17 protein-coding genes and 7 tRNA genes are annotated in these 23,176 nt (G+C 52.1%); 5 read left to right on the top strand and 19 right to left on the bottom strand.

All coding sequences use genetic code 11. The features are described from left to right. Positions 1 to 31: 31 nt before the first annotated feature. The 5 genes from lnt to miaB form a co-directional block, all read right to left on the bottom strand. Positions 32 to 1,570 carry an apolipoprotein N-acyltransferase gene (gene lnt / locus EHN13_RS09670; protein WP_124021304.1) on the bottom strand — a complete coding sequence of 513 codons (1,539 nt, stop codon included), beginning with the start codon at positions 1,568 to 1,570 and terminating at the stop codon, positions 32 to 34. Between the two features lie 24 nt (positions 1,571 to 1,594). Next, positions 1,595 to 2,473: a CNNM family magnesium/cobalt transport protein CorC gene (gene corC / locus EHN13_RS09665; RefSeq protein WP_003022770.1), complete on the bottom strand. Its 879-nt coding sequence runs from the start codon at positions 2,471 to 2,473 to the stop codon at positions 1,595 to 1,597. A gap of 96 nt (positions 2,474 to 2,569) precedes the next feature. Next, positions 2,570 to 3,037: an rRNA maturation RNase YbeY gene (gene ybeY, locus EHN13_RS09660; protein ID WP_003835559.1), complete on the bottom strand. Its 468-nt coding sequence runs from the start codon at positions 3,035 to 3,037 to the stop codon at positions 2,570 to 2,572. Further along, positions 3,034 to 4,080 (bottom strand): PhoH family protein, encoded by a 1,047-nt coding sequence (locus EHN13_RS09655; protein WP_003022776.1) that lies wholly within the window; start codon positions 4,078 to 4,080, stop codon positions 3,034 to 3,036. Before EHN13_RS09655 ends, ybeY begins: the two co-directional genes overlap by 4 nt. Before the next feature lie 206 nt (positions 4,081 to 4,286). Continuing rightward, positions 4,287 to 5,717 carry a tRNA (N6-isopentenyl adenosine(37)-C2)-methylthiotransferase MiaB gene (gene miaB, locus EHN13_RS09645; protein ID WP_003831327.1) on the bottom strand — a complete coding sequence of 477 codons (1,431 nt, stop codon included), beginning with the start codon at positions 5,715 to 5,717 and terminating at the stop codon, positions 4,287 to 4,289. A gap of 145 nt (positions 5,718 to 5,862) precedes the next feature. On the opposite strand from miaB, the gene ubiF reads away from it, so the two are divergent. Further along, positions 5,863 to 7,038, top strand: coding sequence for a 3-demethoxyubiquinol 3-hydroxylase (gene ubiF / locus EHN13_RS09640; RefSeq protein ID WP_101742418.1), 1,176 nt, complete (start codon positions 5,863 to 5,865; stop codon positions 7,036 to 7,038). A gap of 121 nt (positions 7,039 to 7,159) precedes the next feature. On the opposite strand, the gene EHN13_RS09635 is transcribed toward ubiF, so the two are convergent. From EHN13_RS09635 to nagB, 12 genes are all read right to left on the bottom strand, one after another. Beyond that, positions 7,160 to 7,234 (bottom strand) — tRNA-Gln (locus tag EHN13_RS09635). Between the two features lie 36 nt (positions 7,235 to 7,270). After that, positions 7,271 to 7,345, bottom strand: a tRNA-Gln gene (locus EHN13_RS09630). A 43-nt stretch (positions 7,346 to 7,388) separates the two neighbouring features. Beyond that, positions 7,389 to 7,465: transfer RNA gene (locus EHN13_RS09625), tRNA-Met, on the bottom strand. Positions 7,466 to 7,486: 21 nt separating this feature from the next. Further along, positions 7,487 to 7,561, bottom strand: a tRNA-Gln gene (locus EHN13_RS09620). A 37-nt stretch (positions 7,562 to 7,598) separates the two neighbouring features. Then, positions 7,599 to 7,673 (bottom strand) — tRNA-Gln (locus EHN13_RS09615). 23 nt (positions 7,674 to 7,696) lie between these two features. Continuing rightward, a tRNA-Leu gene (locus EHN13_RS09610) sits at positions 7,697 to 7,781 on the bottom strand. A gap of 8 nt (positions 7,782 to 7,789) precedes the next feature. Continuing rightward, positions 7,790 to 7,866, bottom strand: a tRNA-Met gene (locus EHN13_RS09605). A 223-nt stretch (positions 7,867 to 8,089) separates the two neighbouring features. Next, a complete protein-coding gene (asnB, locus tag EHN13_RS09600) occupies positions 8,090 to 9,754 on the bottom strand; it encodes an asparagine synthase B (protein ID WP_003835552.1) in 1,665 nt (554 codons plus the stop codon). A gap of 300 nt (positions 9,755 to 10,054) precedes the next feature. Further along, on the bottom strand, positions 10,055 to 10,807 hold the full coding sequence (nagD, locus tag EHN13_RS09590) for a ribonucleotide monophosphatase NagD (protein WP_048212284.1): 753 nt from the start codon (positions 10,805 to 10,807) through the stop codon (positions 10,055 to 10,057). Positions 10,808 to 10,958: 151 nt separating this feature from the next. Further along, the gene (gene nagC / locus EHN13_RS09585) at positions 10,959 to 12,179 is read right to left on the bottom strand and encodes a DNA-binding transcriptional regulator NagC (protein ID WP_048212283.1); all 1,221 of its coding nucleotides are present in this window, start codon (positions 12,177 to 12,179) and stop codon (positions 10,959 to 10,961) included. Between the two features lie 8 nt (positions 12,180 to 12,187). After that, entirely contained in the window at positions 12,188 to 13,336 is a 1,149-nt protein-coding gene (gene nagA / locus EHN13_RS09580; protein ID WP_061067522.1) for an N-acetylglucosamine-6-phosphate deacetylase, read from the bottom strand. 60 nt (positions 13,337 to 13,396) lie between these two features. Beyond that, positions 13,397 to 14,197, bottom strand: a complete 801-nt coding sequence (gene nagB / locus EHN13_RS09575; RefSeq protein ID WP_003022803.1) for a glucosamine-6-phosphate deaminase — start codon at positions 14,195 to 14,197, stop codon at positions 13,397 to 13,399. A gap of 350 nt (positions 14,198 to 14,547) precedes the next feature. On the opposite strand from nagB, the gene nagE reads away from it, so the two are divergent. From nagE to EHN13_RS09555, 4 genes are all read left to right on the top strand, one after another. Then, the gene (nagE, locus tag EHN13_RS09570; RefSeq protein WP_101742417.1) at positions 14,548 to 16,497 is read left to right on the top strand and encodes a PTS N-acetyl glucosamine transporter subunit IIABC; all 1,950 of its coding nucleotides are present in this window, start codon (positions 14,548 to 14,550) and stop codon (positions 16,495 to 16,497) included. Between the two features lie 187 nt (positions 16,498 to 16,684). Further along, positions 16,685 to 18,352, top strand: coding sequence for a glutamine--tRNA ligase (glnS, locus tag EHN13_RS09565; RefSeq protein WP_115600772.1), 1,668 nt, complete (start codon positions 16,685 to 16,687; stop codon positions 18,350 to 18,352). Between the two features lie 438 nt (positions 18,353 to 18,790). Further along, the gene (gene chiP, locus EHN13_RS09560) at positions 18,791 to 20,197 is read left to right on the top strand and encodes a chitoporin ChiP (protein ID WP_048212279.1); all 1,407 of its coding nucleotides are present in this window, start codon (positions 18,791 to 18,793) and stop codon (positions 20,195 to 20,197) included. A gap of 49 nt (positions 20,198 to 20,246) precedes the next feature. Beyond that, positions 20,247 to 20,579: a ChiQ/YbfN family lipoprotein gene (locus EHN13_RS09555; protein ID WP_005121405.1), complete on the top strand. Its 333-nt coding sequence runs from the start codon at positions 20,247 to 20,249 to the stop codon at positions 20,577 to 20,579. A gap of 51 nt (positions 20,580 to 20,630) precedes the next feature. On the opposite strand, the gene tcuB is transcribed toward EHN13_RS09555, so the two are convergent. Together tcuB and tcuA are read right to left on the bottom strand one after the other, a co-directional pair. Next, on the bottom strand, positions 20,631 to 21,743 hold the full coding sequence (gene tcuB / locus EHN13_RS09550; protein WP_124021302.1) for a tricarballylate utilization 4Fe-4S protein TcuB: 1,113 nt from the start codon (positions 21,741 to 21,743) through the stop codon (positions 20,631 to 20,633). Continuing rightward, positions 21,730 to 23,133, bottom strand: coding sequence for an FAD-dependent tricarballylate dehydrogenase TcuA (gene tcuA, locus EHN13_RS09545; RefSeq protein ID WP_101742414.1), 1,404 nt, complete (start codon positions 23,131 to 23,133; stop codon positions 21,730 to 21,732). Before tcuA ends, tcuB begins: the two co-directional genes overlap by 14 nt. Between the last annotated feature and the right edge of the window lie 43 nt (positions 23,134 to 23,176).

The following is a 23,176-nucleotide window of genomic DNA, read 5'->3' as shown; positions in this document are numbered from 1 at the left end:
AGCAAAGCGTTATCCGGCCGGGGAGGGGAGGTTACTTACGACGTTGACGCAGGCTCATGACCACCGCACCAAAGCCAAACAGTGCGGTCAGCAGCCACAGCGGCCAGTTACCGGTACGGGCATAAGGGGTTAAGCCCGTGGTCGGCGTAACGCTGGTGGTCAGAACCTGACGGGTAAACTGCGGGATCATCGCCTGAATTTCACCCTGCGGGCCAATCACCGCGGTAATACCGTTATTGGTGCTACGCAGCAGCGGGCGTGCCAGCTCCAGAGAACGCATCCGCGCCATCTGGAAGTGCTGCCACGGACCAATGGACTTACCGAACCAGGCATCGTTGGAGATAGTCAGCAGGTAGTCAGTATCCGGACGGAAGTTATCCCGAACCTGTTCGCCAAGAATGATTTCGTAGCAGATGGCAGCCGTCAGCTTAAAGCCGTGCGCATGCAGCTGTGGCTGTACATAAGGTCCACGGCTGAACGAAGACATTGGCAGGTCAAAGAACGGCGCTAACGGGCGTAGGATCGATTCCAGCGGGACAAACTCACCAAATGGGACAAGGTGATTTTTGTTATAGCGATTGGTCGAGTCATAACTGTACGGACTGTCTTTACCCAACGTGATGATGGTGTTGTAGGTGTCGTAACGATTCTGTTTGTTCAGGCGAGCATCTACAATCCCGGTAATCAGCGTGCTGTTTTTCGATTTCAGCAGGTCATCCATCATGCTCAGAAAACGCTGCTGGTTAATTTCCAGATCCGGAATAGCAGATTCTGGCCAGATGATGAGCTGTGATTTACCCATCTCGGGCTGGGTGGCGTCGAGATAAATCTTCAGGGTGTTGAGTAACTGACTTTCATCCCATTTGAGCGACTGCGGAATGTCGCCCTGTACCATCGAGACCTGGGTGGTTTTTTCCGGCTCAAGCGTGTACCACTGGATATAGCGCAATGGAAAAGGCAGAGCAAAGAGCACGAGTGCGGCAACCAGCGGCTTCCAGTTTCGCGTCACCAGCGCCAGCGCCAACAGGCCGCTAACCATCATCAGCAGGAAGTTAATCGCCTCAACGCCCATTACCGGCGCCAGCCCCTTTAACGGACCGTCGATCTGGCTATAACCGAACTGCAGCCACGGGAAGCCGGTCAGTACCCAACCGCGCAGGAATTCCGTGATTTGCCAGACTACTGGTGCGGCAATTGCCACCCGCAGCCAGGTGGTTTTCGGCCACAAGCGCGTCAACACGCCGGCAAACAGACCGGTGTAGAGGGAAAGATATGCGGCAAGCAGAACCACGAGGAAAATGTTAACCGGGCCGGGCATACCGCCAAACTGCGCGATACTGACGTAAACCCAGTTGATGCCGGAGCCAAACAGGCCCATTCCCCAGAAGTAGCCGATAGCGGCAGACTGGAGCGGGCGGCGGTTGAAGGTGAGAGCCTGCAGGCCCATCAGCGAAACAATCGCGGCGGGCCAGATGTCATACGGAGAGAAAGCCAGCGTCCCGCAGGCACCGAATAATAACGCCAGCAGCAGGCGAATACGCTGGCGTTCAATTAATGGGGCAAATGCCATGTAGTCTTAGATCCAGTTTCGGGTTTATTCGTCCAGTTTTGGCTGGGGTGAGTCGTCCGGAATTCTGACATGAACCTGAATAATACGGCGGCTGTCGGCCATTGCCACTTTAAACTGGTAACCATCAATGTCGATAGTTTCTCCACGCGCGGGCAGATGACCAAAGGCCTGCATGACCAGCCCGCCAATGGTATCGACTTCTTCGTCGCTAAAGTGGGTCCCGAAAGCTTCGTTGAAGTCTTCAATTGGCGCCAGCGCGCGAATAGTCCAGGTGTGGCGACTGAGCTGACGGAAATCAATATCGTCTTCTTCGTCGTACTCATCTTCAATTTCACCGACAATCAGTTCAAGGATGTCCTCAATGGTCACCAGACCAGATACACCGCCAAACTCGTCGATGACGATAGCCATATGATAACGCTGGGAGCGGAACTCTTTCAGCATGCGGTCAACCCGCTTGCTTTCAGGTACGACAACCGCCTGGCGTAACACTTTCTCCATGCTGAAGGCTTCGGCATCGCTGCGCATAAACGGCAGCAAATCTTTGGCCATCAGAATCCCTTCAATGTGATCTTTGTCTTCGCTGATCACCGGAAAACGCGAGTGGGCAGACTCGATGATCACATCGAGACATTCGTCCAGGGTCTGGTTGCGTTTCAGGGTAATCATCTGAGAGCGAGGGATCATAATGTCGCGTACGCGTTGGTCCGCAATATCCATCACCCCTTCGAGCATATCGCGCGTATCTTCATCGATAAGGTCGTTTTGCCCGGAATCACGGATCAGCTCCAACAGTTCGTCACGGTTTTTCGGTTCACCGTGGAAAAGTTGGCTCAGTAACAGGGAAAAAAATCCCTTTTTGCTGTTTAAGGTGTCACTACTGTGTGAATTGTCGTCGCTCATGGCGTCGTATGGGTTCTCATGTTAGTTAATAGGTCGCTCAATGCGCGTAAACTCAGCGCACGGCTTTATGGGAAGCCCGGGCAGATGCCCGACGGCTTATTCCTTCTCGGCAATGTACGGATCCTCATAGCCCAGAGCAAGCATAATCTCTGTTTCGAGGGATTCCATCTCTTCCGCTTCATCGTCTTCGATATGGTCGTAGCCGAGCAAATGCAGGCTACCATGCACCACCATGTGCGCCCAGTGGGCTTCAAGCGGCTTACCTTGTTCCTGCGCTTCTTTCTCAACGACCTGACGGCAGATGATCAAATCACCCAGCAGCGGCATCTCAATGCCCGGCGGGGCTTCAAACGGGAAAGAGAGCACGTTGGTTGATTTATCTTTCCCGCGATAGGTCAGGTTCAGCTCGTGGCTTTCCGCGTCATCGACCAGACGAATGGTGACCTCAGACTCCTCCTGAAACTGCGGGATCACCGCATCCAGCCAGCCCTGAAACTGACTTTCTGTGGGTAAACCGGATTCGTCTTCACATGCCAGCTGTAAATCGAGAATAACCTGACTCATTTTTGTTCCTGCTCCTGAGCTTCGCGCTTGCGTTCTGCAGCCTGCTCGGCTTTGCGTTTCTGTTCTGCTTCTTCCCAGGCTTCATACGCCGTGACGATACGAGCCACCACCGGATGGCGAACCACGTCTTCGCTATGGAAGAAATTAAAACTAATTTCGTCGACTTCAGCCAGCACTTCAATGGCATGACGCAGACCGGACTTGGTGCTACGCGGCAGATCAATCTGGGTGATATCGCCGGTGATAACCGCTTTGGAGTTAAAGCCGATACGGGTCAGGAACATTTTCATCTGTTCGATGGTGGTGTTCTGGCTCTCATCAAGAATGATGAACGCATCGTTTAACGTACGACCGCGCATATAGGCCAGCGGCGCAACTTCAATGACGTTACGCTCAATCAGCTTTTCAACCTTCTCAAAACCGAGCATTTCGAACAGCGCGTCATACAGCGGTCGTAAATAGGGATCGACTTTCTGGCTGAGATCTCCCGGCAGGAAACCGAGTTTTTCACCCGCTTCCACTGCCGGACGGGTCAGCAGAATACGACGGATCTCCTGACGCTCAAGCGCATCAACCGCAGCGGCAACGGCGAGATACGTTTTACCCGTACCCGCAGGGCCAACACCAAAGGTGATGTCGTGGTCGAGGATATTCGCAATGTACTGTGCCTGGTTCGGCGTACGCGGCTTAATTACTCCGCGCTTGGTTTTGATATTCACCGCTTTGCCAAATTCCGGCACGCTGTCTGCGCTTTGCTCAAGCACACGCGCTTCTTTAATTGCCAGATGAATTTGTTCAGGCTCAATGTCCTGCGTCTGACCGCGCATTGGTGCTGTATCGACGTACAGGCTACGTAAAATATCTGCCGCAGCGGTGACGCAAATTGGGCGGCCGGTCAGTTTAAAGTGGTTATCACGGCGGTTAATTTCGATGCCGAGGCGACGTTCCAGCTGTTTGATGTTGTCATCAAAGGGGCCGCAAAGGCTCAACAGACGGGCGTTGTCTGCGGGTTCAAGGGTGATTTCGCGAGTGTCTATGTTCAAACTGTTCCTCTTATGCATGTCTCGCCGGACGCTGAACATTTACCGGCATCTAAGGAAATTATTCACGCCATGGGGGAAAGGCGCAAGCATTGCAGCAAATATGGGGATGCCAGGGAAGATTACAAGGCCCGCCGGGACAGCGAGCCCAGGATTGTAGGCCCGATAAGTGTAGCGGTATCGGGCCTTTTTTACGTCTTTCAGCAGGATTAAGGCTGATAAATACCCACACCCAGATCGTTTTCTTTGCGGGTACGCGCAATGACCGATTCAGGGGATTCTGCGATGCGCAGGCCCATTTCGTCTTCGGTACGCACCACTTTACCGCGCAGGGAGTTCGTCCAGACATCGGTAATTTCTACGTCTACGAACTTACCGACCATATCCGGGTTGCCTTCAAAGTTCACGACGCGGTTATTTTCAGTACGGCCTGACAGTTCCATGATGCTCTTACGCGATGTGCCTTCAACCAGAATGCGCTGGGTCGTGCCAACCATACGACGGCTCCAGGCCATAGCTTGCTGGTTAATACGCTCCTGTAGAATGTACAGACGCTGTTTCTTCTCTTCTTCTGGTACGTCATCAACCATATCGGCGGCAGGGGTGCCAGGACGCGCAGAGAAGATAAAGCTGTAGCTCATGTCAAAATTGACGTCAGCGATCAGCTTCATGGTCTGCTCGAAATCCTGCGTGGTTTCACCAGGGAAGCCAACGATGAAGTCGGAGCTAATCTGGATATCCGGACGCGCTGCGCGCAGTTTGCGAATGATTGCTTTGTATTCCAGCGCGGTATGGGTACGACCCATCAGGTTCAGTACGCGGTCTGAGCCGCTCTGTACCGGCAGGTGCAGGAAGCTCACCAGCTCTGGCGTATCGCGATAAACTTCCACGATATCATCGGTGAATTCGATCGGATGGCTGGTGGTGAAGCGGATACGATCAATACCGTCGATCGCCGCGACCAGACGCAGCAGATCGGCAAAGGATCCGATCGTGCCGTCGTAGTTTTCACCACGCCAGGCGTTGACGTTTTGCCCCAGCAGGTTCACTTCACGCACGCCTTGGGCTGCGAGCTGGGCGATTTCAAACAGGATATCATCCGCCGGACGGCTGACTTCCTCACCGCGGGTGTAGGGCACCACGCAGTAAGTACAATATTTATTACAACCTTCCATGATGGACACAAAAGCGCTTGGACCTTCAGCACGCGGTTCCGGCAGGCGGTCGAACTTTTCGATCTCCGGGAAACTGATATCAACTACCGGGCTACGAGTGGTGCTTCCACGCACTTTGTTAATCATTTCCGGCAGACGGTGCAGGGTTTGCGGCCCAAAAATAATATCGACGTAATGCGCACGCTGGCGAATATGATCGCCTTCCTGAGACGCAACACAGCCGCCAACACCAATGATGAGCTTGGGATTTTTCTCTTTTAACAGTTTCCAGCGGCCCAGTTGATGGAACACTTTTTCCTGAGCCTTCTCACGGATTGAGCAGGTATTCAGCAGCAGCACATCCGCTTCTTCCGCCACGTCAGTCAGTTGATACCCATGAGTGGCATCCAGCAGATCGGCCATCTTCGATGAATCGTATTCGTTCATCTGACAGCCCCAGGTTTTAATATGGAGTTTTTTGGTCATCGACTTGCTCTTGCGAAATTGTGGCTGAAATGCAGGGCGCATAGTGTACTGCTTTGGCGCGGTTGTGACCAGTATGACGGATGTCAGCCTCAAGGGGTAAAAAATCCTGTAAACTTAAGCAATACATGTAACAGGATAATTGACCATGACAAATCAACCAACGGAAATTGCCATTGTCGGCGGGGGGATGGTCGGCGGCGCGCTGGCGCTGGGACTGGCGCAGCACGGATTTACGGTAACGGTTATCGAGCATGCCGTGCCCGCGCCGTTTGTGGCTGACGGACAGCCGGATGTCAGAATTTCGGCTATTAGCTCCGCCTCCGTGTCGTTGCTTAAAGGGCTGGGCGTCTGGGATACGGTGCAGGGGATGCGCAGCCATCCTTATCGTCGGCTGGAGACGTGGGAATGGGAAAATGCCCATGTGGTGTTTGATGCAGCGGAACTTAAGCTGCCGTTGTTGGGTTACATGGTGGAGAACACGGTCCTGCAACAGGCGCTCTGGCAGGCGCTGGAAGCTCATCCTGACGTGACGTTGCGCGTGCCCACCTCGCTGATTTCTTTACATCGACATAATGACCGGCATGAACTTGAGCTGGCAGACGGTGAAAAAATCAATGCGAAGCTGGTGATCGGTGCTGATGGTGCCAACTCTCAGGTACGCAAAATGGCCGGGATTGGCATCCATGCCTGGCAATACGCGCAATCTTGTATGCTGATAACTGTCCAGTGTGAAAACGCACCCGGAGACAGCACCTGGCAGCAGTTTACCCCTGACGGTCCGCGTGCATTTTTACCGTTGTTCGACGACTGGGCTTCGCTGGTGTGGTACGACACCCCGGCACGTATCCGTCAGTTACAAAGCTTAAGCATGGCGCAACTCCAGACAGAGATAGGCAAACATTTCCCTTCACGACTCGGTAGCGTTACGCCTGTGGCGGCGGGGGCATTCCCACTTACGCGTCGTCACGCGCTGCAATATGTGCAACCGGGGCTGGCGCTGGTAGGTGATGCCGCGCATACCATTCACCCACTGGCGGGGCAGGGCGTTAATCTGGGTTTTCGTGATGTCGATGCGCTGATTGATGTTCTGGTGAGCGCCCGCAGCTATGGTGAGGCGTGGGCCAGTCAACCGGTACTGAAGCGTTATCAGAATCGTCGTATGACCGATAACTTCATTATGCAAAGTGGGATGGATTTGTTCTACGCCGGTTTTAGCAACAACCTGCAGCCGCTGCGCATCATGCGTAATCTCGGGCTTATGGCCGCAGAGCGCGCAGGTGTGCTGAAGCGTCAGGCGCTGAAGTATGCGTTAGGGCTGTAGCTCGAGTGGTGCCTGATGGCGCTACGCTTATCAGGCCCTACAAGTCATGTAGGCCGGGTAAGTCTTGCCGTTACCCGGCGTTAGAAAAGCAAAAAGCTCGCCGAAGCGAGCTTTTTTAATATGGCTGGGGTACGAGGATTCGAACCTCGGAATGCTGGTATCAGAAACCAGAGCCTTACCGCTTGGCGATACCCCAACGGGTGCACCCACAGAGTGGACGACTTTTTGAAATTGGCTGGGGTACGAGGATTCGAACCTCGGAATGCTGGTATCAGAAACCAGAGCCTTACCGCTTGGCGATACCCCAACAATTTTTTGGATTTACCGAACGAGTCGATACGTCCTTAATATGGTGGCTACGACGGGATTCGAACCTGTGACCCCATCATTATGAGTGATGTGCTCTAACCAGCTGAGCTACGTAGCCTGATACTATCATATTCTTCGATGGCTGGGGTACCTGGATTCGAACCAGGGAATGCCGGTATCAAAAACCGGTGCCTTACCGCTTGGCGATACCCCAATGACCGTCGCGGTGAACCGCTATATCGAAGAAAAAATGGCTGGGGTACCTGGATTCGAACCAGGGAATGCCGGTATCAAAAACCGGTGCCTTACCGCTTGGCGATACCCCATCCGTGCAACGCTTACGGGTGAATGGTGCGGGAGGCGAGACTTGAACTCGCACACCTTGCGGCGCCAGAACCTAAATCTGGTGCGTCTACCAATTTCGCCACTCCCGCAAAAAAGATGGTGGCTACGACGGGATTCGAACCTGTGACCCCATCATTATGAGTGATGTGCTCTAACCAGCTGAGCTACGTAGCCATCTTTTTTTCGCGTAACCTTATCGGCGTTGCGGGGCGCATTATGCGTATTGAGCCTTGAAGCGTCAACCCCTTTTTCATTGAAAATAGCTGGAATGTGACTGTTTGGTTAGGTTGCGAACAGCATGACGCAATATTCGGCAATTATTAGTTATTAATTGTTTTTTAGCACAGAAAACAGACATAAAAAAAGAGCCCCGCAGGGCCCTTTTCTAAGGATTAACTTATTTATAAGCGGACTGGTGTACGCCAACCGCGCGACCAGACGGATCGTTCATGGTTTTAAACGCTTCATCCCATTCGATCGCTTTGGCGGAAGAACAGGCAACAGAAGGGCCGCCCGGAACACATTCCGCAGCGCTGGCAACCGGGAACAGTTCTTCGAAAATCTCACGATACAAATACGCTTCTTTCGACGATGGCGTGTTGTACGGGAAACGGAAGCTGGCGGTTTCCAGTTGTTGGTCGGAAACTTGCTCTGCAGCGACTTCTTTCAGCGTGTCAATCCAGCTGTAACCGACGCCGTCAGAGAACTGCTCTTTCTGCCGCCATGCGACGCTCGCTGGCAGGTAGGATTCAAAACATTCGCGCAGAACATGTTTTTCCATTTTGCCGTTGCCGCACATTTTATCCTGCGGGTTGATGCGCATTGCCACATCAAGGAATTTTTTGTCCAGGAAGGGCACGCGAGCCTCCACGCCCCAGGCTGACATGGCTTTGTTGGCACGCGCACAGTCGAACATGTGCAGCGCCTGCAGTTTACGCACGGTTTCTTCATGCAATTCTTTCGCGTCTGGCGCTTTGTGGAAGTAGAGATAACCGCCAAACACTTCGTCTGACCCTTCGCCCGACAGCACCATTTTAATGCCCATTGCTTTAATCTTGCGCGACATTAAGTACATCGGCGTCGAGGCACGAATGGTAGTAACATCGTAGGTTTCGATGTGATAAATCACGTCGCGGATAGCATCCAGACCTTCCTGCACGGTGAAGTGGATCTCGTGGTGCACGGTACCCAGATGGTTTGCTACTTCTTGTGCGGCTTTCAGATCCGGTGCGCCTTCGAGGCCGACGGCGAAGGAGTGCAGCTGCGGCCACCAGGCTTCACTGCGTTCCTGATCTTCAACACGACGCGCGGCGTATTTTTTGGTGATTGCGGAAATGACCGAAGAATCCAGACCGCCGGACAGCAATACACCATAAGGAACATCTGACATCAGGTGGCTTTTCACCGCATCTTCCAGCGCCTGACGCAGCTCGTTTTTATCGGTAACGTTGTCTTTTACCGCATCGTATTCAAACCAGTCGCGCTGGTAGTACTGACGAATTTCGCCGTCTTTACTCCACAGATAGCTACCAGCCGGGAATTCTTTAATCGTACGGCAAACAGGAACCAGTGCCTTCATTTCAGACGCAACATAGAAGTTACCGTGTTCGTCGTAGCCCATATACAGTGGGATGATCCCGATGTGATCGCGGCCAATCAGGTAAGCGTCCTGCTCGCTGTCGTACAGCGCGAAGGCAAACATGCCTTGCAGGTCATCCAGGAACTCTGGGCCTTTTTCCTGATACAGCGCGAGGATAACTTCACAGTCGGAACCTGTCTGGAACTGATAGCGATCGCCGTATTCAGCGCGCAGCGCCTGGTGGTTATAAATTTCACCGTTAACCGCCAGGATATGCGTTTTCTTCACGTTGTACAGCGGCTGAGCACCGGCGTTGACGTCGACGATGGACAGACGTTCGTGTGCCAGAATGGCGTTATCACTGGCGTAAATACCCGACCAGTCCGGGCCGCGATGGCGCATCAGACGAGACAATTCCAGGGCTTTTTTACGCAGTTCAACTGCGTCGGTTTTAATATCGAATACGCCAAAAATAGAACACATAACCTTCTCCGTTAACCTGTTGCGTGATGCTTTTTATGTTTGCTTGATAAAGAAAATGCCGCAAAGCGGGAGAGGGCGCAAGCGAATTGCGGGTCAGAAAATAAAAAATGCAATGGTCATTGTGGATTGGTGAAAAAAGATTATGCAATGAACATTGTTATTGATGAATCAGCAATGAAATGGTGATTTTATTGAATGGATGAGATTCTGTAGGCTGGATAAGGCGTTTAGGTCGCCATCCGGCAATAACGCTGTAGAATTGCCGGATGGCGACGCGGGGGCTCTTATCCGGCCTACGGATTAAATGACGTCAATCTCGGCAACGGAGGGATAGATCCAGCTTGGTCTGAATGGCATGTTGTCAATATCGTCAAGTTTGGATACGCCAGACAGTACCAGGATAGTTTCCAGACCCGCCTGGAAACCTGCCAGAATATCGGTGCGCAGATTGTCGCCAACAATGACCGTTTCTTCTGAGTGCGCCTGCATTTTGTTGAGTGCCGCGCGAATAATCCACGGGCTGGGTTTGCCGACATAAAACGGTTTACGACCGGAGATCTTCTCAATACCGGCGCACAGCGCACCACAGGCCGGGTAAAATCCGCGACCATGGGTATCGGGGTTAGTGGCGATAAAACGTGCGCCGTTAGCTACAAAGTATGCCGCTTTATGCATCATGTCCCAGTTGTACGAACGGGTCTCTCCGACAATGACAAAATCAGGGTTAACGTCGGTAATAGTAAAGCCAGCTTTATACAGCTCATGGATTAACGCACCTTCACCCACCACGTAGGCTTTTTTCCCTTCCTGACGACGAAGAAAATCAGCGGTAGCCATAGCGGAAGTATAAAAGACGCTATCGGGGACATTCACACCCGCGGTGGCGAAGCGGTTTGCCAGATCTTGCCCGGTCTGCGAAGGGTAGTTCGTCAGCAGGACTAACGGTAAACCTTTCTCCAGAATGCCGGTCAGAAAGTCTGCCGCACCTGGTACGGCAACATTGTCGTGCATCAGCACGCCGTCGATATCACAAATTACATTCTTAATGGTCATGGACAATCCGACATTAAAAAAAGAAGGCATTACTATACACAAAATACACTACATCATTCGAGTTGCATCAAGGCGGCAAGTCTGCGAACTCCTGGAGCTTACTGAAATAAGTGACCGGGGTTCGCAGATGTAGCTTGAAGGATGACGTGTATTAGCTTTCCAGCAAACGCTGCAGCAATGTCCCGTTGAGCATTGCGCGTTTCACCAGCGCAAATGCACCAATCGCTGAACGGTGATCCAGCGTGGAACGTACCACCGGCAAATTGTGGCGAAACGCCTTCAGTGCCTGATTATTAATGCAGCTTTCTATTGCCGGAAGCAGGACTTTATCTGCTTCGGTAATCTCACCGGCAATGACGACTTTTTGCGGGTTAAACAGGTTAATTGCAATCGCGATGGTTTTACCCAGGTGTCGACCAACGTGCTCGATAACTTCTGCTGCCAGATTGTCACCTTTGTTGGCTGCCTTACAGATAGCTTTGATACTGCAATCATCCAGCGTGAGCCGGCTTGGATAGCCTTGTTTTAGCAAGTTTTGTACGCGGTGTTCGATAGAAGCATTGGCCGCAATGGTTTCCAGACAGCCGAAATTACCGCAGTGACAGCGCTCACCCAGCGGTTCTACCTGAATATGACCAATCTCACCCACGTTGCCATTGCGACCGATAAAAATGCGGCCATTGGAGATAATCCCTGCGCCGGTTCCGCGGTGAACACGCACCAAAATGGAGTCTTCGCAATCCTGGCTTGCGCCGAAATAGTGCTCAGCCAGCGCCAGGCTGCGAATATCGTGACCAACAAAGCAGGTGACTTTGAAGCGTTTTTCAAGTGCTTCGACCAGCCCCCAGTTTTCAACCTGAATATGGGGCATATAACGAATGACGCCACTTTCGGGGTCAACGAGGCCTGGCAGGATGACAGAAATTGCGATCAACTCGCGGATTTTCCGCTGGCAACTGTCAATAAAGGTGGCAATGGTGTTGAGCAGCGCGTGCTCCAGCGTTTCCTGGGTGCGCTCGGGTAGCGGATAATGCTCTTCGGCAACCACTTTGCTGCTCATATCATAGAGCGTGAGCGTCGTATCGTGACGGCCAAGACGCACGCCAATTGCGTGGAAATTGCGGGTTTCGGTGACGATAGAGATAGCGCGGCGGCCCCCGGTGGAGGCCTGCTGATCGACTTCTTTGATCAGCCCGCGTTCGATCAGTTGACGCGTAATTTTGGTTACGCTGGCGGGGGCAAGCTGGCTTTGCTCGGCAATCTGAATTCGCGAGATTGGCCCATGCTGGTCAATCAGGCGATAAACCGCCGCGCTGTTAAGCTGTTTTACGAGATCAACATTACCTATTTGAGCTTGTCCGCCTGGTGTCATTCTTTCTCTTACTCAGTAACGACCTCGTTGCCATTAACGATGGTCTTGATAATTTTAAAGTCGTGCGTGAACGCGGTCAGGTTGGCTACTTTGCCTGGCGCGATGCTGCCGAGTTGTTTGTCGACGCCAATGGCGCGAGCAGGGTAGAGCGTTGCCATGCGCAGGACTTCGTCCAGTGCGATACCGCAATGTTCAACCAGATTGCGTACACCTTCGATCATGGTTAATGATGAACCGCTCAGCGTGCCGTTCTCATCAACACACAGTCCATTGCGGTAGTATATTGTTTTACCAGCGAAAATGAACTGCTCAATGTTTGCCCCCGCCGGCGCGGTCGCGTCGGTGACCAGGCACAGCTTGTCGCCTTTCAGGCGTTTAGCATTGCGGATGTTGGCATAGTCAACATGCATGCCATCGGCGATGATACCGCAATAAATATCTGCCTCATCCAGAATCGCGCCTGCCAGACCTGGTTCGCGACCGGTAATATAAGGCATCGCGTTGAACAGATGTGTTGCAAAGGAAATGCCTGCACGGAAACCGATTTTTGCTTCCTTCAGCGTCGCGTTAGAGTGGCCCGCAGACACCACGATACCTGCATTCACCAGTTGGGTGATCACTTCGACAGGAACCATTTCAGGCGCCAGCGTCACTTTGGTGATGACATCCGCATTATCGCACAGGAAATCGACAAGTGCAGCGTCCGGTTGACGCACAAATCCCGGATTATGCGTACCTTTTTTCACCAGGTTCAGCCACGGACCTTCAAGGTGTAGCCCTAATGCTTGATTTGGATGCTTAGCGAGGTATTCACGCATGACGCGAACGCCCTGCTTCATCAGGTCATCGCTGGTGGTGATTAGCGTTGGCAGATAGTTGGTGCAGCCAGATTTTTCATTGGCTTTTTGCATGATTTCCAGCGTCTCAACGGTAACGGCTTCTGCCGTATCGTTAAACTGTACACCGCCACAGCCGTTTAACTGCACATCAATAAAACCGGGGGAGACAATGGCTCCATTCAGCGAGCGCTGTTCAATCCCTGACGGCAATTCAGACAGTGGGCAAACGCTATCGATCAGGCCATTGGCGACAACAATCGCATGGTCATCAAGAATTTCGTGACCGGTAAAAATCCGGCCCTGGGTTAAAGCATACATTCCGACCCCCGATTTCAAAAAAATGCCGCCCTGCACGTTTTCGACAGGGCGGAGACATCATTACAGACCTTTAATATTTTCCGCTTCTAACTCGTTAAAGTATTTCAGCGTCTTCACTTTCAGTTCCATAGTGGAAGGTTCATCGCAGACCACAACTGCTTTCGGATGAAGCTGCAGACAGCTGATGGTCCACATATGGTTAACGTTGCCTTCAACAGCCGCCTGCAGCGCCTGCGCTTTCTGGTGACCCAGCACCAGGATCATTACTTCTTCAGCATCCAACAGGGTGCCCACGCCTACGGTCAGTGCATATTTAGGCACCTGGCTTACGTCGCCGTCAAAGAAGCGTGAGTTAGCTACGCGGGTGTCGTGGGTCAACGTTTTGATACGGGTACGGGAAGCTAAAGAAGAAGCGGGTTCGTTGAACGCAATGTGTCCATCGTTACCTACGCCGCCCATAAACAGATGGATTTTACCGTAAGAACGGATTTTCTCTTCATACTGACGGCATTCTGCATCAATATCCGGCGCGTTACCATTGAGGAGGTTGATGTTTTCTGCTGGAATATCAACATGATCAAAGAAGTTACGGTGCATAAAGCTGTGATAACTTTCCGGATGTTCCTTCGGCAGGCCAACGTATTCGTCCATGTTGAAAGTGACAACATGTTTGAAGCTCACCTGGCCCGCTTTGTGCATTTCGACTAATGCTTTATAGGCAGTCAGCGGAGTGCCGCCAGTCGGCAGGCCCAGAACGAACGGACGATCTGCCGTTGGTTTGAACGCGTTAATGCGGTTAACGATATGGCGAGCAGCCCATTTGCCGACTTGTTCAGCGGTATTCAGGGGGATCAGTCTCATTCTTCACCTCAAAAGTAAATGTAAGCAGTTGGCGGATTGAGTCTCTGTGCAGTATTAAGCGTAACCTGGTTTTGCATCGGTAAGGATCAATCCGTTTCGATTTTTTGAATGATAAAATAAGTTTTCGTAGTTAGCCAGTGTGAGGGAGGGTTAATAACGATATTTGGTGATTGGAATCACAAAAAACACGCTTTTAATTTGCGATACGAATTAATTTTTCACACACTCTGAATGTAGATGAATGGTTAATGTTGTTGTCCCAAAATCTCTTGCTGTTGCAGTTAGGAATGGTCGCACAATAAAAATATGGCTTCAAAGGAGCCTAATCGGGGTCTCGTAGGGGGAATAAAATGAATATTTTAGGTTTTTTCCAGCGGCTGGGTAGGGCGTTACAGCTCCCCATCGCGGTGCTGCCAGTCGCGGCACTGTTGCTGCGATTCGGCCAACCAGATTTACTGAACGTACCCTTCATCGCGCAAGCGGGTGGGGCTATCTTTGATAACCTCGCGTTAATTTTTGCTATCGGTGTGGCTTCCAGCTGGTCTAAAGACAGCGCGGGTGCGGCAGCGCTGGCAGGTGCGGTTGGTTATTTCATATTGACCAAAGCAATGGTTACCATTAACCCGGCGATCAACATGGGCGTGCTGGCGGGTATCATCACCGGTCTGGTCGGCGGTGCTGTGTATAACCGTTGGTCTGGCATCAAACTGCCTGATTTCCTGAGCTTCTTCGGCGGCAAACGTTTTGTACCCATCGCTACTGGCTTCTTCTGTTTGATACTGGCTGCTATCTTCGGCTACGTGTGGCCGCCGGTGCAGAATGCCATCCATGCGGGTGGTGAGTGGATCGTGGGCGCTGGCGCGCTGGGTTCTGGTATTTTTGGCTTCATCAACCGTCTGCTGATCCCAACCGGTCTGCATCAGGTGCTGAACACCATCGCCTGGTTCCAGATTGGCGAATTCACTAACGCTGCAGGTACCGTATTCCACGGTGATATCAACCGCTTCTACGCGGGTGACGGCACTGCGGGTATGTTCATGTCTGGCTTCTTCCCGATCATGATGTTTGGTCTGCCGGGTGCGGCTCTGGCGATGTACTTCGCCGCGCCGAAAGCGCGTCGTCCGATGGTCGGCGGTATGCTGCTGTCCGTTGCTATCACCGCATTCCTGACCGGTGTTACCGAGCCGCTGGAATTCCTGTTTATGTTCCTGGCTCCGTTGCTGTACCTCCTGCACGCCGTTCTGACGGGTATCAGCCTGTTCGTTGCGACGCTGTTGGGGATCCATGCGGGCTTCTCTTTCTCCGCAGGTGCTATCGACTACGTGTTGATGTACAACCTGCCGGCTGCAAGTAAGAACGTCTGGATGCTGGTCGCCATGGGTCTGGTGTTCTTCGTTATCTACTTCGTCCTGTTCAGCGCGGTTATTCGTTTGTTTAACCTGAAAACGCCGGGCCGCGAAGATAAAGAAGACGAGATTGTTACTGACGAAGCAAACAGCAATACCGAAGAAGGTTTAGCTCAACTGGCAACCAACTACATTGCTGCGGTTGGCGGTACGGATAACCTGAAAGCGATTGATGCCTGTATCACCCGTCTGCGTCTGACCGTTGGCGATTCTGCCCGCGTCAATGATGCGATGTGCAAACGCTTAGGCGCATCGGGTGTGGTTAAGCTGAACAAACAAACTATTCAGGTTATCGTGGGTGCGAAAGCTGAATCTATCGGCGACGAAATGAAGAAAGTTGTGGCACGCGGCCCGGTTGCGGCAGCGTCTACTGACAATGCCCCGACAGCGGCTGCCCCGATTGCAAAACCGCAGGCTGTCGCGAATGCGGTCACCATTGAAGCGCTGGTTTCTCCGATTACCGGTGATGTGGTTGCACTGGAGCAGGTGCCTGATGAAGCCTTCGCCAGCAAAGCAGTGGGTGACGGCGTGGCGGTAAAACCAACGGATAAAATCGTGGTTTCTCCGGCAGCGGGTACTATTGTGAAAATCTTCAACACCAACCATGCGTTCTGTCTGGAAACGGAAAAAGGCGCGGAAATCGTGGTCCATATGGGTATCGATACCGTGACGCTGGAAGGTAAAGGCTTTAAACGTCTGGTTGAAGAAGGTGCGGTTGTTGCAGCAGGTCAACCGATTCTGGAAATGGATCTGGAATACCTGAACGCCAACGCACGTTCCATGATTAGCCCGGTTGTGTGCAGCAACAGCGATGATTTCGGTGCGCTGGTCATTAAAGCCGAAGGTCATGTGGTTGCCGGTCAGACACCGCTGTATGAGATTAAAGGTAAATAACTGCTCCTGAGTAAAGTGAGTTAAGTGCCTTAAGCGGCGGGGGAGATTCCTCCGCCGCTTTTTTTTGCAGCAAATACTCTCATATATCCTGTTGAAACACCTTTTTTGTGCAACTAATAGTTGTCTCCTGACGTCGCTTATAAGATCATGTTCCGTTATACGTTGTTTACGCTTTGAGGAATCCACGATGAGTGAGGCTGAAGCCCGCCCGAGTAACTTTATTCGTCAGATCATCGATGAAGATCTGGCCAGTGGTAAGCACACCACTATCCATACACGTTTTCCGCCGGAGCCAAATGGCTATCTGCACATTGGCCACGCGAAATCCATTTGTCTGAACTTTGGCATTGCGCAAGATTACCAGGGCCAGTGCAACCTGCGTTTTGATGATACGAACCCGGTTAAAGAAGATATCGAGTACGTTGAATCGATTAAAAACGACGTTGAATGGTTAGGTTTCCACTGGACTGGCGACATTCGCTACTCTTCGGATTACTTCGATCAGCTTCACGCCTATGCGGTAGAGCTTATTAATAAAGGCCTGGCGTACGTTGACGAACTGTCAGCGGAAGAAATTCGCGAATACCGTGGCACGTTGACTCAGCCGGGTAAAAACAGCCCGTTCCGCGATCGCAGCGTTGAAGAAAACCTCGCGCTGTTTGAAAAAATGCGTAACGGTGGTTTTGAAGAAGGTAAAGCCTGCCTGCGTGCGAAAATCGATATGGCTTCGCCGTTTATCGTGATGCGCGATCCGGTGCTGTACCGTATTAAGTTCGCTGAACACCACCAGACCGGCAATAAGTGGTGCATCTACCCGATGTACGACTTTACCCACTGCATCAGCGATGCGCTGGAAGGCATCACGCATTCACTGTGTACGCTGGAGTTCCAGGATAACCGTCGTCTGTACGACTGGGTGCTGGACAACATCACTATTCCGGTTCATCCGCGTCAGTACGAATTCTCGCGCCTGAATCTGGAATATACCGTGATGTCCAAGCGCAAGCTGAACCTGCTTGTGACCGACAAGCACGTTGAAGGCTGGGATGATCCCCGTATGCCGACGATCTCTGGCCTGCGTCGTCGCGGTTACACCGCTGCCGCGATCCGTGAGTTCTGCAAACGCATTGGCGTGACCAAGCAGGACAACACCATTGAGATCGCTTCTCTGGAATCCTGTATCCGCGAAGATCTGAACGAAAACGCCCCGCGCGCGATGGCGGTTATCGATCCGGTGAAACTGGTTATCGAAAACTACCCGCAGGGCGAAAGCGAACTGGTCACCATGCCTAACCATCCGGGCAAGCCGGAAATGGGCAGCCGTGAAGTGCCGTTCAGCGGTGAAATCTGGATCGACAGGGCCGATTTCCGCGAAGAAGCGAACAAGCAGTACAAGCGTCTGGTGATGGGTAAAGAAGTCCGTCTGCGTAATGCTTACGTGATCAAAGCTGAGCGTGTCGAGAAAGATGCAGAAGGGAAGATCACCACCATTTTCTGCACCTACGATGCTGACACCCTGAGCAAAGATCCGGCCGATGGTCGTAAAGTTAAAGGCGTTATTCACTGGGTGAGCGCGTCCCATGCGCTACCGATTGAAATCCGTCTGTACGACCGTCTGTTTAGCGTGCCAAACCCGGGGGCAGCGGAAGACTTCCTGTCCGTTATTAACCCGGAATCGCTGGTTATTAAGCAGGGTTACGGTGAGCCTTCGCTACAGGCCGCTGTTGCTGGTAAAGCGTTCCAGTTCGAGCGTGAAGGGTATTTCTGCCTCGACAGCCGCTACGCAACAGCTGACAAATTGGTGTTTAACCGCACCGTGGGTCTGCGCGATACATGGGCTAAAGTAGGCGAATAAACCGTCGTTACGCATCATCTTTTCAAACGCCGCACTCTGCGGCGTTTTTTTCGCCTGAAAATGGTTAGCAGACTCTATTTGCGCAGCGAAATAATTGTTATTCAGGAATGGTTTTTGCCGTTTATATTTTTCTAACAAAAACCTTGTTTTATCAGCCACTCTGGACTGAAACCGATTTCATCTTTATGGAAAACAAGCCTTTTTTCAATTTTTCAACGCTTTTTTAACTCCCAATGAAAATGTAACAGAAAGCAATGAAATATGTGCGGTTGCTCATGTTCTTACATACTGGTTACAAAAAGAGATTGATAATTCGCGTCGCGAAAAATAGTCTATTCATTGTAGTCAATGAGGTTTTCTCAGCGCTACTTTTTTAATTTTTGCTTTTTCGCTGTCCGCTTTTATCGGCAGCATTTTTATGTCAAAGAGGATTAACATATGCGTACGTTTAGTGGCAAACGTAGTACGCTGGCGCTGGCTATCGCCGGTATCACAGCAATGTCGGGTTTTGTTGTCGCTCCACAGGTTCACGCCGAAGGTTTTATTGATGACTCTACCTTAACTGGCGGCATCTATTACTGGCAGCGTGAACGTGACCGTAAAGATGTGACCGACCACGACAAATACAAAACCAACCTTTCTCACTCCACCTGGAACGCTAACCTCGACTTCCAGTCCGGTTATGCGGCCGATATGTTTGGTATTGATATCGCAGCATTCACTGCTATTGAAATGAACGAAAGTAGCGAAAGCGGCCATCCAAACGAAATCGCATTCTCTTCAAAAAATAAAGGCTATGACGAAGATTACTCCGGAGATAAGAGCGGGATTAGCCTGTATAAAGCGGCAGCCAAATTCAAATTTGGCCCAACCTGGGCGCGCGCTGGTTATATTCAGCCAACCGGGCAAACTCTGCTGGCACCACACTGGAGCTTTATGCCTGGTACCTATCAGGGTGCTGAAGCCGGTGCCAACTTCGATTATGGTGATGCGGGTGCGCTGAGCTTTTCCTATATGTGGGCCAACGAATATAAAGCACCGTGGCATACCGAAGTCGATAAATTCTATCAGGCCGATAAAAAGACCAAAGTTGATTACCTCCATTCAATCGGCGCAAAGTATGACTTCAAAAATAACCTGCTGTTGGAAGCAGCATTCGGTCAGTCTGAAGGCTACGTCGATCAGTATTTCGCCAAAGCCAGCTACAAATTTGATTTAGGCGGTAACCCGTTTACCACCAGCTACCAGTTCTACGGTGCCCGCGATAAGGTTGATGACCGCACAGTTAACGACATTTATGATGGCACGGCCTGGCTGCAGGCACTGACCTTCGGCTACAAAGTGGCAGAAGTCGTTGATCTGCGACTGGAAGGGACCTGGGTTAAAGCTGACGGGCAGCAGGGCTACTTCCTGCAGCGTATGACCCCGACCTATGCGTCTTCAAACGGTCGTCTGGACGTTTGGTGGGATAACCGCTCTGACTTCAACGCCAACGGTGAAAAGGCCGTGTTCTTCGGCGCGATGTATGACCTGAAAAACTGGAACCTGCCTGGCTGGGCTGTGGGTGCATCATACGTTTACGCGTGGGATGCTAAACCGGCTACCTGGCAGCTCAACCCGGATGCGTACTACGACAAAAATCGTACTATTGAAGAGTCGTCTTACAGCCTGGATGCGGTCTATACCCTGCAGGACGGCCGTGCGAAGGGCACTATGTTTAAACTGCACTTCACCCAGTACGACAACCATTCAGATATTCCGAGCTGGGGCGGTGGTTACGGTAACATCTTCCAGGATGAGCGTGACGTGAAATTCATCGTTATTGCTCCGTTCACCATCTTCTAATGCCGACAGAGGCAGGCCGCAAGCCTGCCGTTTTGTTGAGGAATGTGTTATGAAAAAGCTGATACTCATCGCCGTCATGGCATCAGGGCTGGTTGCCTGCGCGCAATCACCCGCGCCGAAAGAAGATAGCCGTCTTAAGGAAGCCTATAGCGCGTGTATCAATACCGCGCAGGGTTCGCCGGAGAAAATCGAAGCCTGCCAAAGCGTGTTGAATGTGCTGAAGAAAGAAAAACAGCACCAGCAGTTTGCGAATGAAGAAAGCGTGCGCGTACTGGATTACCAGCAGTGTATCCAGGCAACGCGTACGGGTAACGATCAATCCGTTAAGGCCGATTGTGATAAGGTCTGGCAGGAAATTCGCAGTAATAATACGGCGAAATAAAACGTGGTATGAACAAGAACGGGCGGAGAGATTTCTTCGCCCGTTTGCATTTTAGCGTCGTTTCTCAATTGCCCACTTGAGTAATGCCGCACAACGGTAAAATCCGTGGGCAAATTTTCCGTATGGGATGGTCAGAAATAGCGCCATCACGACACCAAGATGAATAGCAAGCAAAATAGCCATCCCTGAGGTATCTCTGCCTGCCAACAACGCTAAGCCCGTCAGACTCGTCAGTAGCAGCAACAGGATAAAACCGCGATCCATCGGTTTTTGCCGTGCGTCGCCATGTAGCGGTGAGCGCTTAAGGTTCAGCCATAACAAACCCGCTGAGCCGACAACCAGGCCAATGCCGCCTAATGTGCCCAGCATGACCGGAACGCTGAGGAACGGATAGGGCGCTTCTATGTCGGCAAAGTAGTGATAGCCCGTTGCCACCACGGTGGCGGCAAAGCAGAGCAGAAAACCGTAGAAGGTGAAGTGATGGAAACGGCGGCGCATCAGGGTGAAGGCATCATCTGCTTCGTTACACCCTTTGCCGTGCCCGCCATCGAGATATTTCAGCGTCAGCGCATTATGAGAGGCTTCAGCAATGTCAGAGGAACGCGGCATCCCCGGAGAAATCTCCCGCCAGAAGCGGATAACGCCCGCCATCAGCAGACCCATCGCCAGAATAAAGACTGAACCAAACATCCATGCCAGCAGGTTATGCGGGAAAATTTGGTAGAAATCTCCGGCCAGCGGGGGATGGAGTAACGTGCCTGTTAAACCTATAGCGAGGAGTAAAAACAGGATCAGACCGAAAACCAGCGACAGCGTCACGGTGACGCCTGCACGACGATAAAGCGCGCCAAAGGCGGCGGGTTGCGTGTAGTGCTGATAGGTTTCCAGCCTTACTTCTGCCATTGCTTTCGGTACATTGATAGCAAATTCATGGGGCGGTGCGTATTGACACGCGTGCAGGCAGGCGCCGCAGTTATGGCACAAGTTGGCCAGATAGTTGATATCCGCTTTACCGAATTCCAGACGCTGAGTCATCGCCGGGAACACGGCGCAAAACCCCTCGCAATAGCGGCAGGCATTGCAGACTTGCATAACTCGTTCAACTTCAGCTTCCGGCTCGGTAAGCATTTTCGCTTCGATAATTAATTTCTCAAGCGGTTTCATGACGAGTCTCCTTACGTGCGGCCAGAGCGGCTTCTTTTCCGGCAATACGGCCAAAGGTGGTCCCAATCGACATGCCTACACCTGCGGTGTAGCCTTTTCCCAGCACGTTGCCCGCCATCATCTCCCCGGCGACGAACAGATTGCGACTTGGACGCCCGGCAAAATGCACTGCGGCGTGTTCATTCACCTTTAACCCCAGGTAGGTGAAGGTGATCCCCGGACGTAAGGCATAGCCATAGTAAGGTGGCGTATCCAGTGGTCGCGCCCAATGTGTTTTTGCCGGTGTCAGATTTTGTGTTGCACAGTTATCAAGAGTGGTGTGGTCAAAGTGGCCTGGCAGGCAGGCCCTGTTGTACTGCATGACAGTATGGGTAAAGCGCTCAGTATCCAGTCCCAACTGACGTGCCAGCTCTGCTAACGTAGTGGCCTGTGCGCCAGGAAAAACCGGGGGCATGAAGTGACCGATGGCTTTACTGTCGATAATGGAGTAACCAATTTGCCCGGGCTGGTGGGCGACCAGACGTCCCCAGATGGCATAACGTTTGGGCCAGAAATCCTCGCCTTCATCATAAAATCGTTCTGCATCGCGGTTCACTACGATGCCAAGCGAAACACAGTCCACGCGGGTGCAAATCCCGCCGTCATATAAGGGGGCCCGGGCATCAATCGCCACGCAGTGTGACTGGGAGGGGTCGCCGATGATGTCCGCGCCGGCATCGATCATAAATTTGAGCAGTACGCCCTGATTAAAGCGCGTGCCGCGAATGAGGAAGTTATCCGCAGGCCATTCACCGCGGGCGTTCTCACCCCAGGCTTCTCGCAGCCATTCGCGGTTAGATTCAAACCCGCCAGCGGCAAGCACGCAGGTTTTTGCCGGAATGCGCTCTGCACCAGCCAGCGCCGCTACGAACTCGCCGTTGTGCAGTTCAAGCGCCTGCACCGGTGTGTTATAGCGGATTTGCACCCCCAGTTTTTCTGCGCTGCGATAATAGGCATTCACCAGGGCTTTCCCGCCGCCCATAAAAAAGGCATTGGTTCGCGCCACGTGTAGAGCGCCAGAGAGTGGAGGTTGAAAATTGACGCCGTGCTGGCGCATCCAGTCGCGACACTGTGATGAGGTACGGATCACCAGACGTGCCAGGGCTTCGTTGGTATTTCCTTCCGTTACGCGCTGCAGATCTTGCCAATACTCCTCTTCTGGATAGCTCTCCACCAGTACATCCTGTGGCGCATCATGCATACAGCGTAAATTACGCGTGTGTTGGGAGTTTCCTCCGCGCCATTCACGCGGGGCTGCCTCAAGCAACAGTACCGAAGCGCCTTGCTCCCGGGCGGTTAAGGCGGCACATAGTGCAGCATTGCCGCCGCCAATCACCAGAACATCAACCATCGCATACTCCATTACCACTTAACCAATTGTTAAGTTTGTAATT

Origin of the sequence: Citrobacter youngae, assembly GCF_003818115.1 — a bacterium.
In the GTDB taxonomy this organism is placed as follows: Bacteria; Pseudomonadota; Gammaproteobacteria; order Enterobacterales; family Enterobacteriaceae; genus Citrobacter; species Citrobacter youngae.
This window is presented reverse-complemented; position numbering and strand designations above follow the sequence as displayed.

What these genes read in the sequence shown, in the direction of transcription:
- corC (WP_003022770.1), bottom strand. Translation starts at nt 2,473, where the DNA reads ATGAGCGACGACAATTCACACAGTAGTGACACCTTAAACAGCAAAAAG.
- ybeY (WP_003835559.1), bottom strand. Translation starts at nt 3,037, where the DNA reads ATGAGTCAGGTTATTCTCGATTTACAGCTGGCATGTGAAGACGAATCC.
- nagC (WP_048212283.1), bottom strand. Translation starts at nt 12,179, where the DNA reads ATGACACCAGGCGGACAAGCTCAAATAGGTAATGTTGATCTCGTAAAA.
- EHN13_RS09555 (WP_005121405.1), top strand. Translation starts at nt 20,247, where the DNA reads ATGAAAAAGCTGATACTCATCGCCGTCATGGCATCAGGGCTGGTTGCC.
- nagD (WP_048212284.1), bottom strand. Translation starts at nt 10,807, where the DNA reads ATGACCATTAAGAATGTAATTTGTGATATCGACGGCGTGCTGATGCAC.
- nagE (WP_101742417.1), top strand. Translation starts at nt 14,548, where the DNA reads ATGAATATTTTAGGTTTTTTCCAGCGGCTGGGTAGGGCGTTACAGCTC.
- glnS (WP_115600772.1), top strand. Translation starts at nt 16,685, where the DNA reads ATGAGTGAGGCTGAAGCCCGCCCGAGTAACTTTATTCGTCAGATCATC.
- nagB (WP_003022803.1), bottom strand. Translation starts at nt 14,197, where the DNA reads ATGAGACTGATCCCCCTGAATACCGCTGAACAAGTCGGCAAATGGGCT.
- lnt (WP_124021304.1), bottom strand. Translation starts at nt 1,570, where the DNA reads ATGGCATTTGCCCCATTAATTGAACGCCAGCGTATTCGCCTGCTGCTG.
- tcuB (WP_124021302.1), bottom strand. Translation starts at nt 21,743, where the DNA reads ATGAAACCGCTTGAGAAATTAATTATCGAAGCGAAAATGCTTACCGAG.
- miaB (WP_003831327.1), bottom strand. Translation starts at nt 5,717, where the DNA reads ATGACCAAAAAACTCCATATTAAAACCTGGGGCTGTCAGATGAACGAA.
- chiP (WP_048212279.1), top strand. Translation starts at nt 18,791, where the DNA reads ATGCGTACGTTTAGTGGCAAACGTAGTACGCTGGCGCTGGCTATCGCC.
- nagA (WP_061067522.1), bottom strand. Translation starts at nt 13,336, where the DNA reads ATGTATGCTTTAACCCAGGGCCGGATTTTTACCGGTCACGAAATTCTT.
- tcuA (WP_101742414.1), bottom strand. Translation starts at nt 23,133, where the DNA reads ATGGTTGATGTTCTGGTGATTGGCGGCGGCAATGCTGCACTATGTGCC.
- ubiF (WP_101742418.1), top strand. Translation starts at nt 5,863, where the DNA reads ATGACAAATCAACCAACGGAAATTGCCATTGTCGGCGGGGGGATGGTC.
- asnB (WP_003835552.1), bottom strand. Translation starts at nt 9,754, where the DNA reads ATGTGTTCTATTTTTGGCGTATTCGATATTAAAACCGACGCAGTTGAA.